Here is a 13,010-nt window from a genome sequence, read left to right on the forward strand (position 1 = left end):
CTCACGCATCATCCTCTTCTTCTTTATTTTTTTCAATTTGCGCAATCACACGCTGCTCAAATTCTTTCGCAGAATCAATACCATTTTGCATCAATAAATAATTTGTGACTGCTGTTTCAATAATTGTCGACATTGGCCGTCCAGAACTCACTGGAATCCGTTGTTTTAAGATCTTAACGCCAAATATTTCCGTATATTCTTTCTTTTCAATACCCACACGATCATATTGGACTGAATCTTTAAATGGTTCCAAAACTAAATGCAAGCGTATTTGTGCTTGGGGCGAAAAAGAACTGACGCCATACATACGTGTAACATCGATGACTCCAATACCACGCATTTCCATATATCCTTGTAGTAATTCGGGACATCGACCAATCAAACCATTATGGATATGATAACAATCCACCCGATCATCCGCAATGATCTGATGTCCTTTTTTGACCAATTCCAAAGCAATTTCACTTTTTCCCATACCAGAACGCCCCGTGATCAAGACACCCACGCCAAATATACGCATGAGCTCACCATGAATGATCATGGATTCAGCCAATCGTTCATCTAAATAATTCGTCACATTGATGATTGCTTGTGAAGTATTGACATTTGTTGTGAAAACAGGAAAATTCTTTCGCTGCGCAATATCGATCAAAGATTCCGGTACCGATTGTTCATGACACACAACAATGGCCGGTGTTTCATCACTGGTTAAAAATTCAAAAGCCCGTCGCTGCGAAACTTGATCCATTTCTTCTTCAATATATTTACTTTCTTTTTCACCGATGATCACCAATCGTTTGGTCATCGAATCAGGAAAATAACCAGCCAACTCCAATCCCGGACGATTAGTATCTGCTACTTTGACAGGTCGATTGAAAGCTTCTTGTTCGCCAACAACAACTTTCCAATGAAATTTTTCCGCTAAATCTCTGACTGTGACTTTATTCATAGTGGCCTCTTTCTAACAACGGCTTTAAATACTGACCGGTATAACTGGATTCCACTTGGGCAACTTGTTCCGGTGTACCTGTACAAACAACCGTTCCACCTTGATCGCCCCCTTCAGGACCCATGTCAATTAACCAATCCGCACATTTCACAACATCTAGATTGTGTTCAATTACTAATACTGTATCACCATGATCAACTAAACGTTGTAAAACATCAATTAATTTTTTTACATCATCACTATGTAAACCCGTTGTCGGTTCATCCAACACGTATAATGTTTTGCCCGTCGGCTTTTTTTGCAGCTCACTCGCCAATTTGACACGTTGTGCTTCACCACCACTTAAAGTCGTTGCCGATTGCCCCAATTTGATATAAGACAACCCTACATCCGATAAGGTTTGGAGCTTATGTTTGATTTTGGATACAGAATCAAAAAAAGTCACAGCCTCATCGACAGTCATATCTAAAACATCGGCAATCGATTTTCCTTTGTATTTGACTTGTAACGTTTCTTCATTGTATCGTGTCCCATCGCATTGATCGCATTTTACATAGACATCGGGTAAAAATTGCATCGATATTTTTAAAATACCATCCCCTTGACAAGCTTCACACCGTCCCCCTTTCACATTGAAAGAAAAACGACTTTTATCATATCCTAATAATTTTGCTTCTTTGGTTTGCGCAAATAGAGTACGAATATCATCAAAGACACCCGTATAAGTGGCTGGATTGGAGCGTGGCGTCCGACCGATCGGATCTTGCGAAATTTCAATCAATTTATCGATGTTTTCTAATCCTTTGATGGCTTTGACCTTGCCCGGTTGTACATGTGCTTTTCCCAACGTATGTTGGATACCATGCGTCAATACTTCGGTTACCAAAGAACTCTTGCCCGAACCCGATACCCCCGTCACTACAGTAAACGTACCTAATTTTAAATCAACGGTCACTTTCTTTAAATTATTTTGTTGGGCTTGGACAATACGAATTTTTTTACCATTGCCTTTTCGTCTTTTTTTCGGAATCGGAATATATTTACGACCACTCAAATAGGCACCGGTTAAGGAATTCGGATTGGCCATCACTTCTTCGGGTGTACCGGCAGCAACGATCGTTCCTCCATGAATGCCCGCACCCGGACCCACATCGACAATATAATCGGACGCACGCATCGTATCTTCATCATGTTCCACAACGATCAAGGTGTTTCCTAGATCCCGCATTTCTTTTAAAGAATGGATCAACTTATCATTATCTCGTTGATGTAAACCAATACTTGGTTCATCCAATACATACATGACACCCGTCAGTTTGGAACCAATTTGCGTAGCCAAGCGAATTCGTTGGGCCTCACCACCACTCAAAGAACCGGCCAAACGATCAAGAGTCATATAGCCTAGACCCACATGATCCAAAAACTCTAATCGATTGGATATTTCTTTTACAATTAATTGGGCAATATTGGCTTGCATATCATTCAATTCCAAATGATCCATGAATTGTCGGGCTTCTTGAATGCTCATTTGCGTAAATTCATAGATATTTTTACCTTGTATTTGTACCGAAAGAGCTTGTTCATTCAAACGAGCACCTTTACAAGTCGGACATTCTTGATCGGAAATAAAGGAGCCATACCATTCTCTGGAAAATGCCGATCCGGTTTCACGATAGCGTCGTTCGATCATTGGGCAAACACCTTCAATATATTCCAATTTGGTTTGGGTAATGCCTGAACGAGAATGTAACGTATACGCAATAGCTACATCCGAACCATATAAGATATAGTTCAACTCCTTTTTCTTGAGTTTCTTTAAGGGCAGGTCTTTATCAATTTCATAATATTGCATCAAAGCATCGATACGCTGCCATTCCAGGTTTTCACTATTCACAATATTTTTATAATATCGAATTCCGCCTTCATTGATACTTTTATCCCAATCTGGAATCAACAAATCCAAGTCTACTTTTTGCGTGATCCCTAACCCGTTACATGTTGGACAAGCACCAAAAGGGGCATTAAAAGAAAACAAGCGTGGTTCTAATTTGGGAACTGAAAAGCCACAAATCTTACAAGCATAGTTACTAGAAAACAAAGTCTCACCATCCGGTGTCATACAGATGGCCAATCCATCGCTTAATTTTAAAGCGGTTTCTAAGGAATCATAAAAACGCGAACGATTGTCTTTACGAATAATGCGGTCAACGACAACATCAATGGAATGTTTTTTGTTTTTTTCCAGATCATCCATCTCTTCGATATATTTGATTTCGCCATCGACGCGAACACGTACATATCCTTCTTTTCCAAGATCGTTCAATAAATCTTTATGCATGCCTTTTTTCCCTGAAACGACCGGACTTAAAATAGTACAACGCGTACCTTCGGGTAATTCCATGATCTTATCGACCATTTCTTTAATCGTATTTCCTGTGATAGGAATATGGTGATGCGGACAATAGGGCGTTCCTACTCGTGCATATAACAGTCGCAAATAATCATAAATTTCCGTGGATGTACCAACGGTTGAACGTGGGTTATTGGATGTGGTCTTTTGATCAATCGCAATGGCTGGTGATAAACCTGAAATTTCATCCACATCTGGTTTTTCACTATTGCCTAAAAATTGACGCGCATAACTGGATAAACTTTCCATGTATCGGCGTTGTCCTTCTGCATAGATCGTATCAAAAGCCAAAGATGATTTGCCAGAACCCGAAACCCCTGTCAGGATTACAAACTGATCTTTGGGAATTTTCACATTGATATTTTTTAAATTATTTTCACGAGCTCCTTTGATATCTATATATTTTTGTGCCATGGTACATCCCCCTTCTTTCGCGACTCATTATAACGAAAAAAGATGGATACTTCCATCTTTTTACTCAAAGAGATCTTGTTGATAACGGATATGTAAATGTTCATATGCCTTGTGCGTAGCAATACGACCACGCGGCGTCCGATTGATGAAACCAATTTGAAGTAAATAGGGTTCATACACATCTTCAATGGTGCTTGGTTCTTCACCAATACTGGAAGCAATGGCTTCCAATCCCACTGGACCCCCGCGAAAACGTTCAATGATTCCTCGTAAATATTTGTGGTCGACTCGATCCAATCCCAAATGATCCACTTGTAGACGATCCAGTGCTTGTTTGGCAATATCTAAGGAAATGACTCCTTCATTATAGACTTGGGCAAAATCACGTACTCGACGGAATAGGCGATTGGCAATACGTGGTGTGCCACGTGAACGCAAAGCAATTTCATTGACAGCCTCTTTTTCACAAGTTGTGTTCATAACACGGCTGGTCCGTGCCACAATTTGTGACAGTTCTTCTAAAGAATAGTATTCCAGTTGACTAGTGATCCCAAAACGATCGCGTAAAGGCGCGCTTAAATCACCCGCACGCGTTGTTGCTCCCACTAAAGTAAAGGGCGGAAGATCCAATCGAATCGAATGGGTCGTGGCACTGTCTTTGCCCACGACAATATCCAGACAATAATCTTCCATGGCGGGGTAAAGCACTTCTTCCACTTGTTTGGGTAAGCGATGGATCTCATCAATAAACAATACATCACCAGGTTCCAAAGTCGATAAAATAGCGGCGAGATCCCCACTTTTTTCAATGGAAGGCCCCGATGTTGTTTTTAGATTGCCATGCATCTCATTGGCCAAGATATAGGCCAATGTGGTTTTTCCTAGTCCCGGTGGACCATAGAGCAACACGTGATCCAATGCTTCATTTCGTTGTTTGGCAGCATTGATAAAAACAGATAAATTTGCCTTTAAAGTCTTTTGACCAATATATTCATCCAAGGTTTGGGGACGTAAACTGACTTCAATCGTATCTTGTTCTTGAAGTTGTGCATCCATTGTTCTTGTATTCAATAAGATTCCTCATTTCTATTGTGTTGCGAGAAGACGCAATGCTTTTTGTAACATTTGTTCGGTGGTCAGATCTTGATTGGCCAATTCTTTTTTGATCGTTTGCAATTGATTGGCTTTATAGCCTAAACTGATCAAAGCTTCCTGGGTCTCTTTCCATGCTGGATCATCCATGCTGGCATCTTCTTTTTCAATCGAAACAAATTTACCTTTTAGATCCAACACGATTTGACTGGCCGTTTTCGCACCAATACCGGGTAACGATTTCAAGCGTTGGACATCATCCTTTTCGATTGCTTCAATCATTTGTGAACCTGAAATGGCTGATAAAATATTTAATGCGCTTTTCGGACCAATGCCCCGGACATTGATCAGGCGCATAAATACTTCATAATCTTCTTCTTTTTCAAAACCAAATAAGAGAATGGCATCTTCCCGTACATATTGATAGGTATATAAAAATAAGTCTTTACCCAAGTGGACCGTTTCAGGTCGACTTACATAAATTTCATAGCCAATACCTTGTACATCCACAACGATGGTTTCTGTTCGGATCAATCGTACGGTTCCTTGAATAAATGCGATCATATTTCTTGCTCCTTAATAGCTTCATTATATCATTATACTTACAAATTATGTGAAATTGTCAATTTACTTGTAAATTGAAATAAAAGTGATTATACTTTTCTCGATCTTAACAAAGAGGGGTATAAATGGAAAGAAACAAAATTAAACCGTTAACACAAACACAAAAAGAGTTTTTAGCTTATAGTAAAGGAATTGCCGATTCCGATTTAATGAATCAAGAGCGTAATTTCACTCAACATCGTGGTACAACTGTTTATGAACATTCCATTGGTGTAGCGTACACCAGTTACTTTATTGCGAAACATATGCCTTTTTCTTTTCGAGAAGCATCCTTGGTCAAAGGTGCATTATTACATGATTATTTTTTATATGACTGGCATGAAAAAGATGATTCGCATAAATGGCATGGTTTCTGTCATCCGCGCATCGCGATGAATAAAGCCAATGAGGATTATGGAATCAATCCAGTGGAAGCCAACATCATTCATCGTCATATGTTCCCTTTAACACCGATTCCACCCAAATATAAAGAAAGCTATTTGGTTTCGATCATGGATAAAGTTTGTGCCATTGGCGAAATGTTGAATATTCGTTATTTATCAAAATCCATGCGAATTGAATTGGGTCTGGATTAGATAAAAATACCAACAGAATGAAATCTGTTGGTATTTTTTTATTAGAATTCTTTTTTATTCATGATGCGAATACTTAAGCAGCGGGAAATTCCATATCCTATGACACTAAGAAACAGAAAGATTCCTAACCATAAAGTATTCGATAGATGCATCGAAGCAAACACTTTTGTTAGTTTGGCAATCAATAGGAAAAAACCACCAAAGATCAAAAACATCACAATGCGACTTTTTTCCATACCAAATTTCAAACGAATTGGAATAAGGATCGATTGAACCATGACCATTGCACAAGCAATCATGATCATATGTCCATAGGTATCTGTTGTATTTGGTACCTTACCCAATAGAATCATCAACAAATCAATCAACAAACAACCACCCCATAAAAAAACCAACATAAAACGATATTTTTCAATCACATAGTCTTTTCGTGAAATGGGCAACGTAAATAGAAATGTATAGCCATGATCCAATTCATCATAACTGATTGAACTTTGGGTAAAAAAGGAAAGAATGGCAGGAAAAAAAGTAAGGATGAAATCGGGATCATCCGACCATAACGATCCAATCGATAGTAAGACGACCATGATGAAATAATATTTTTGTAGATAGACATATTGTAGGTCTTTGATCCAGAGTCCCTTCATATTTTTTCTCCTTTTGTCATCAAGACAAGTATGGTTTCAATGGATGCCTTTTCCATGACAACTTCTGGTGCATTTTCAACATAATATTGTCTTTCATTGGTCAAACATTGAAAGCCATAGTCCTCTTTTTTTACCCGCAGAAGATAGGACGTATCAAGCTTTTGGTATTGTCCTTCATTGACTTTTAAGATAGCGTATTCATCCAATAGCACATCGGTATCTTCATGAAGCAGGATCTGTCCTTCATCGATCAAATATATATCGTCGCAAAGTTGTTCCAGATCATTCGATATATGAGAACTCATCAAGATTGCTCCTTGTTCTTGTTTTTCCATAAACATTCTTAAAAGATCTAAGATTTCTTCACGGGCCATCACATCCAATCCTGCTGTTGGTTCATCTAAGATCAATAATTGGGCTTTGTGAGATATCGCAATCAATACTTTTAATTTGGCTTTCATGCCAGTGGAAAAATCTTTGATCTTCTTATCCATAGGCAAATGAAAATGATGTGCCTGATGGATAAAAAAATCTCGATCAAAGACGGTATATATATTTTGTAAGATGGGAAGGATTTGTGAAATGGTTAAATATTCACTCATTCCCGTATCGGGAAGGACAACGCCCAGAGCATTTCGATCGTTGGCTTGTATTTGACGGATATTCTTTTCCCATAATGTGATCGTTCCGCCATCTATAGCAATCAATCCCAAAATACTTTTAAATAAGGTTGTTTTCCCCGCTCCATTCTTGCCAATCAAGCCTGTGATATGACCAGCTTCCACTTGTAACGAACAACGTAAAGCAAACGAACCATATCGTTTTTGTACTTGGTCTACTTTTAAAACTTCCATACATCAATCCTCCAATAACACATCCAACAAGTCTTTGAGCTCTTCATGTGAAAAACCAAATCGTTTTCCTTTTTGAATCACTTTTTCTAAGTCGGATTCCAATTCTTTTCTTTGATCTTCTAACAACAATTCGGTATTGGTTACCGTTACATAGGTTCCTTTTCCATGAATCGTTACCGTAAATCCTTCATGATCCAAGGTATCATATGCTTTTTTAACCGTTAAAGCACTAATTTTTAATGTTCTGGATAAGGAACGTACCGATGGCAAGGCATCATTTTCTTGTAGTTCGCCATTTCGAATCATGGTCTTGACTTGATCCACAATTTGTTCATAAATAGGAATCATCAAAGATGTATTGATAATAATAGGCATAGGGCTCCTTTCATATAACAGTATATAACAGTTTATAACTGTTGCCAACAAAAAAACTTGATTCTTCCTAATGAAGAATCAAGCCTTCTTTGTTTAATCATCGCGTGAATTGCCGCCAATAATGATGACCCATCGCAACAATTGCATCAAGCTCACAAATAGGGCAGCGACGTATGTCAATGCAGCAGCCGTGAGAACGGCTTTGGCTCCACGATAATCGGTACCGGTAAACAAACCACAAGAATCAATGGTTTGCAGGGCACGATGACTCGCATTAAATTCAACGGGTAATGTGATCAATTGAAAAAGGGTAGATAAGCCAAAACATAAAACGCCAAGCCATGCTAGGTTGACCGCATTTAAGATCAAACCCAAAATGATCAATGGAATCGCTAATGTCGCACCAATGTTCGTAATGGGAATGATCGCATTACGAATCTTGATAGGGAAATACCCAACCTGATGTTGGATCACATGTCCTACTTCATGGCAAGCCACGCCAATGGACGCAATGCTTGTGCCATTATAAATATCACTAGAAAGACTGACTACTTTATTGGCCGGATTGTAATTGTCGGTCAATTCTCCACCAATCATTTGAATATCAACATCATAAATGCCATTTTGTTCCATCATATATTTGGCTGCTTGAGCCCCTGTCATACCACGACTATTCCCGTATTGACGCCATTTTTTATAAGTGGAAGTCACCTTCCATTGGGCCCATCCAGTAAAGATAAGCGCTGGTCCTACCAATATAATATAGAGGGGATCAATATAAAACATAGGATAATACATAAATTCACATCCTTACTATTTTTGTCGATTATAGCACATAGTCTTGGATCCCGCCAATATTCACGGCATCCACCCCTTTTTGTTTCAATTGTTGAACGGCAATCATCGATCGTCGACCACTTTGACAATATACAAAATATTTTTTATTTTCAGGCTGATACGCATCGATTTCATCCAGCGGGACATTGATCGCATGGGGAATATGTTTGGATGCAAATTCTTCTCTGGTCCGTACATCCAATAATATACTATTTGGTGTCTCTTGAAATTCTTTGATTCCTGCTTGAATATCTATTTTCTTTCGTTGAAAAAACATCGTCTACTACTCCTTTTCCACAAGTATTTCATCCATCGTTCGTTTGGGCACATAATGGACGCCATCTTTTCGATAATACTGGATCGAATCCGTATGATCAATCAATTGGATTGATTCCCTTCCTTTTCCTAATGCGATCAAAAGGCATGGAACCAGATGGTCTTCAAGATGTAGATATGTTTGAACTTTGTTCGGATCAAAAGCACCAATCATGCATCCTGCATATCCTTCTTCTACGGCAGATAAAAGAATGGTTTGAGCGGCAATGCCTACATCGGTCATCACAAATCGTCCATTGGAAATGGTTGTATCCTGTAAGATCACAATAAAAGCAACTGGATGTTGATGGGGTTTTGGCAAATGCTCTTCGGGTAGTGCACCCGCCCATTTTGTCAGCGATAATAAACCTTCAACATCTTTCTTTTCATTGAAAAGACAATATTTAAGCGGTTGTCGATTGGAAGCCGAACCACAATAACGAGTATATGAAATCCATTTTTTCAATGTTTCTTTATCTATTTTTTGTGTTTCATCAAAACCACGTGTACTGCGATTTCGTTTTAATAAATCTTTGAGCATGGCTTCATTTTAGCATAAAAAAAAGGTGTAAACACAAGATATGCTTAACACCTTAAAAAATTATCCATTATATTCAACTTCAAATGATTTCCAAGGAATATTGACTGGTTTTCCTTGATTGATGATCTCATCAACATGCATCAACAATGGAAATTCCTCTTTTTTGACTTTTCCCAATGCATCTAAGCGTTTCACTGCCCGTGCAGTACGCGTGGCAATGACGATGGATTCCAAAGTGACCCCTTTTAATTCTTCCATCGCTTGATCAAAACTTAGACCTCGTCCCAATAGGGTACCAATCTTACGTGTCCGTCCACCAAATACCGTTACATATAAGTCACCAGCACCATATACGATATTGTCATCCTTACCACCAACGATGGCTAATAGTTTACGCATTTCACGAACCCCTTGACCAAATAAAGCGGCTTGCGAATTGTAATGAATGGCTCCAATGCCTTCTTTCTTTTCGGCCAAACCGACCGCTAGGGATACACCCAAGGCATAGGCATTCTTCAAGGCAACAGCACATTCCACACCAACCACATCCGTGGAACAAGAAATATGATAATAATCCGTTGAGAATAACTGCTTTAACTCGTGTAATGTTTCCATATTTCTTCCACAAAAAGCAACACAGGAATGATCTTTATCCGCTAATTCATAGGAAGTACATGGTCCACCTATGGCATTGATCGATAGGCCTTTTCCTCCTTCGGTTTGTTCCCAAAATTCAGGATACGTCATCATGGAACCGTCTTCTTGATCAATCATCCCTTTGGTAACCGAAAGCAATGGAATATTTCTTGGAATCTTGGGTAGAACGTCTTGAGCAAACCAATCTACACCAAAGCTAGATACACCACCTAAGATGGCATCTGCTCCTTGAATGGCTTCTTCCATTTCTTCCACTTGATAGTATTGAATGCCTTCATGTAGGGTTCTCTTTAAATGAATATGGAAATTATCCTTTCTTAATCCATCGATCACGTCACGATCCAATGGTGTACCAACCAGACGTACTTCATGACCATTTTCAAAAGCAGGGAATGTCAATGCACTGGCCATTTGTCCAGCACCAATAAATGTAATGATACTCATCTTATTGTTCCTCCAGATTTATTTTTACAGGTTCATTATTGCATAAAAAAGGGGCTTGTCAACAAGAAATAGGATTATTCTTATATATTGGGATTAATTTCATTTTGATGAAATATAGCCTTATATAAAGGATTTATTTTTATTGTATTTTTTTATTTATTTCGTTATATTGATATATGAAGATCAACGATTTCATGATATGAAATTTATTGCAAGGAGGTTGTCCTATGGATCAATATCGTACCAACCTGATTGTCCGCATTGCGAAATTGCATTATGAATTGGGGCTGTCACAAATTGAAATTGCGAAACAAGAACATTTATCCACGTCTACGGTCAGTCGTTTGATCAAATTAGCTTCAGAAATGGGATTGGTAAAAATATCCATTGTCGAGCCAAAACACTCCTTTACCGATTTGGAAAATTTATTTATGGCTCGCTTCCATCTAAAAAAAGTGACGATCTTATCCGATATCGTCGAGAATCAAGGTGTCTTGTTACAAGATGTCAGCCAAGTGGCTGCTGAAGATCTATCGAAGCTGGTCAATGATCATAGTACGATTGGTATTGCGTGGGGACGTACTCTAACAACGCTTTCACAAGTTTTGGTCCCAGTAAAAAAGAAGGATGTCTCCATTGTACAATTGAATGGTGGGGTGTCTAGAGTCCTTTATGATGCCGGGTATACTACGGCGATTCGTTCATTTGTGGATGCCTTCAATGGCGATGGTTATATGTTGCCTGCTCCAGCCATCGTATCCAATCCCGATATTGCCCAAAGCATTCAAACCGATCAATTTATTCATGAAAGCCTAGATCGTGCAAAACGATGTGATATTGCAGTCTATTCCATTGGTGCCATCGGTCATGATACGGTTCTTTATCAAATGGGTTATTTTACGGAAGAACAATATGATCATATTGCCGAAAAAGCAGTTGGCGATGTATGTAGTCATTTTATTGACCAAGATGGAAAGATTGCCGATGAAGAATTAGATAGTCGTGTGATTGCGGTTCCATTATCCATCATCCGTACCATTCCGAATAAAGTGGTGATTGCGGTAGGAACCGAAAAAGCGCAATCCATTTTATCGGCCATTCATGGTCAGTTGGTTGATTATTTATATATAGATCAACCCACCGCACGAAAAGTTTTACAATTATCGAATAAATTGGATCTGTAACGATGTTTGATCATCGTTCTTTTTTTTCAAAAAAAATTCCCATCTGGCCAAAGATGGGAAAAGAAGAGAATATATTTACATGCGACTTACTTACGCATACAAACCAATACTGAATAAGAAACCAACCAGTACACCAATAGGACCAGTGATGATACGCGAATACAACACAGCTGGAACACCCATTTCAATGGTATCTGGTTCCGCTTCTCCCAAGGACAAACCTACGGGAATGAAGTCACATCCAACTTGTGCATTGATAGCAAACAAAGCTGGCAATGAATATTGTGGAGGAATATTTCCTTTTGAGAATTCTGCTCCTAATAAAGTTCCAACCACTTGAGCGATGACAGCTCCTGGACCAAGAATAGGTGACAAGAATGGCAAACCACAAATAAAGGAAATTGCGATCATACCGGGTAATGTCGAACACAATGGACTGATGGTATGGGCAATAACATTTCCCAATCCACTGGCAGAAATGATACCCAACAAAGTCGATGTGAAAGCCATGAATGGTAAGATATTACGAATGACCATATCAATCGAATCACGACCAGCCGCAAAGAACTTATTGACGACATGTCCTACACCAATACCAATTCGCGTAACCACGCCTGGTTTCTTTTCTTCTTGCGCAGCAGCAATTTCGGCTTTGGCTTGGTCTTTGGTCTTTGGACCATCCGTAGTGGCTACTGTTTGTACAGTGGATGTATTCGTTTCATTCGTATACGCTAAGTTGCTCTCTTTTACATCCGATACATAGATATCTGGTGTGATATACATGGCTAATGGACCGACAGCACCAACCGGTTCGACATTGACGGTCATGATGCGTTTCTTTGGATAGACACCGCAACGTGCCGTACCACCACAGTTGACAACAGCGACTGCCACTTCATCATCGGGAACGGTTGTCTTAAATCCATCCACCAATTCACAACCAGTCATTTCAGCAATTTTTTGGGCAACGGGACTGATTTGTTGGCCCGTTACACACAATACTTTATTCTTTTTTTCATTGGGTTCGATGATCAAGGGTCCACCAAATCCAGCACTACCTTTTGTGATCTTAATAGTTTTATATGCCATTTT

At 39.1% G+C, this 13,010-nt stretch carries 14 protein-coding genes; 2 read left to right on the top strand and 12 right to left on the bottom strand.

The features are described from left to right. Position 1: 1 nt before the first annotated feature. Genes hprK through ruvA form a run of 4 tightly spaced genes read right to left on the bottom strand, consistent with a single transcriptional unit; the run spans position 2 to position 5,429 of the window. Complete coding sequence (gene hprK, locus SOS22_RS01570) at positions 2 to 949, bottom strand: HPr(Ser) kinase/phosphatase (RefSeq protein ID WP_320324977.1); 948 nt, start codon at positions 947 to 949, stop codon at positions 2 to 4. Next, on the bottom strand, positions 942 to 3,773 hold the full coding sequence (gene uvrA, locus SOS22_RS01575) for an excinuclease ABC subunit UvrA (protein WP_320596131.1): 2,832 nt from the start codon (positions 3,771 to 3,773) through the stop codon (positions 942 to 944). Before uvrA ends, hprK begins: the two co-directional genes overlap by 8 nt. Before the next feature lie 60 nt (positions 3,774 to 3,833). Next, positions 3,834 to 4,829 carry a Holliday junction branch migration DNA helicase RuvB gene (ruvB, locus tag SOS22_RS01580; protein ID WP_320324989.1) on the bottom strand — a complete coding sequence of 332 codons (996 nt, stop codon included), beginning with the start codon at positions 4,827 to 4,829 and terminating at the stop codon, positions 3,834 to 3,836. 30 nt (positions 4,830 to 4,859) lie between these two features. After that, entirely contained in the window at positions 4,860 to 5,429 is a 570-nt protein-coding gene (gene ruvA / locus SOS22_RS01585; protein ID WP_320324979.1) for a Holliday junction branch migration protein RuvA, read from the bottom strand. 125 nt (positions 5,430 to 5,554) lie between these two features. On the opposite strand from ruvA, the gene SOS22_RS01590 reads away from it, so the two are divergent. Next, positions 5,555 to 6,064 (top strand): HD domain-containing protein, encoded by a 510-nt coding sequence (locus SOS22_RS01590; protein WP_320324980.1) that lies wholly within the window; start codon positions 5,555 to 5,557, stop codon positions 6,062 to 6,064. Positions 6,065 to 6,105: 41 nt separating this feature from the next. Here the strand turns inward: SOS22_RS01590 and SOS22_RS01595 are convergent, their stop codons facing one another. From SOS22_RS01595 to SOS22_RS01625, 7 genes are all read right to left on the bottom strand, one after another. Then, entirely contained in the window at positions 6,106 to 6,711 is a 606-nt protein-coding gene (locus SOS22_RS01595; RefSeq protein WP_320596132.1) for an ABC-2 transporter permease, read from the bottom strand. Beyond that, complete coding sequence (locus SOS22_RS01600) at positions 6,708 to 7,565, bottom strand: ABC transporter ATP-binding protein (RefSeq protein WP_320324982.1); 858 nt, start codon at positions 7,563 to 7,565, stop codon at positions 6,708 to 6,710. Before SOS22_RS01600 ends, SOS22_RS01595 begins: the two co-directional genes overlap by 4 nt. A 3-nt stretch (positions 7,566 to 7,568) precedes the next feature. Then, a complete protein-coding gene (locus SOS22_RS01605; protein WP_320324983.1) occupies positions 7,569 to 7,940 on the bottom strand; it encodes a GntR family transcriptional regulator in 372 nt (123 codons plus the stop codon). Between the two features lie 93 nt (positions 7,941 to 8,033). After that, positions 8,034 to 8,738, bottom strand: coding sequence for a zinc metallopeptidase (locus tag SOS22_RS01610; RefSeq protein WP_320596133.1), 705 nt, complete (start codon positions 8,736 to 8,738; stop codon positions 8,034 to 8,036). Between the two features lie 28 nt (positions 8,739 to 8,766). Beyond that, complete coding sequence (locus SOS22_RS01615; protein WP_320324985.1) at positions 8,767 to 9,054, bottom strand: rhodanese-like domain-containing protein; 288 nt, start codon at positions 9,052 to 9,054, stop codon at positions 8,767 to 8,769. Between the two features lie 6 nt (positions 9,055 to 9,060). Beyond that, on the bottom strand, positions 9,061 to 9,633 hold the full coding sequence (locus tag SOS22_RS01620) for a nitroreductase family protein (protein ID WP_320324986.1): 573 nt from the start codon (positions 9,631 to 9,633) through the stop codon (positions 9,061 to 9,063). Between the two features lie 60 nt (positions 9,634 to 9,693). After that, positions 9,694 to 10,734 carry an NAD(P)H-dependent glycerol-3-phosphate dehydrogenase gene (locus tag SOS22_RS01625; RefSeq protein ID WP_320324987.1) on the bottom strand — a complete coding sequence of 347 codons (1,041 nt, stop codon included), beginning with the start codon at positions 10,732 to 10,734 and terminating at the stop codon, positions 9,694 to 9,696. Positions 10,735 to 10,961: 227 nt separating this feature from the next. Here SOS22_RS01625 and SOS22_RS01630 point away from each other — a divergent pair, with 227 nt between their 5' ends. Continuing rightward, positions 10,962 to 11,918: a sugar-binding transcriptional regulator gene (locus SOS22_RS01630; RefSeq protein WP_320596134.1), complete on the top strand. Its 957-nt coding sequence runs from the start codon at positions 10,962 to 10,964 to the stop codon at positions 11,916 to 11,918. A gap of 90 nt (positions 11,919 to 12,008) precedes the next feature. Here SOS22_RS01630 and SOS22_RS01635 read toward each other — a convergent pair whose 3' ends face one another. Further along, positions 12,009 to 13,007, bottom strand: coding sequence for a PTS glucitol/sorbitol transporter subunit IIB (locus tag SOS22_RS01635; protein WP_320596135.1), 999 nt, complete (start codon positions 13,005 to 13,007; stop codon positions 12,009 to 12,011). Positions 13,008 to 13,010 lie beyond the last annotated feature (3 nt).

Origin of the sequence: Absicoccus sp. (assembly GCF_034090965.1) — a bacterium.
Taxonomy (GTDB): domain Bacteria; phylum Bacillota_I; class Bacilli_A; order Erysipelotrichales; family Erysipelotrichaceae; genus Absicoccus; species Absicoccus intestinalis.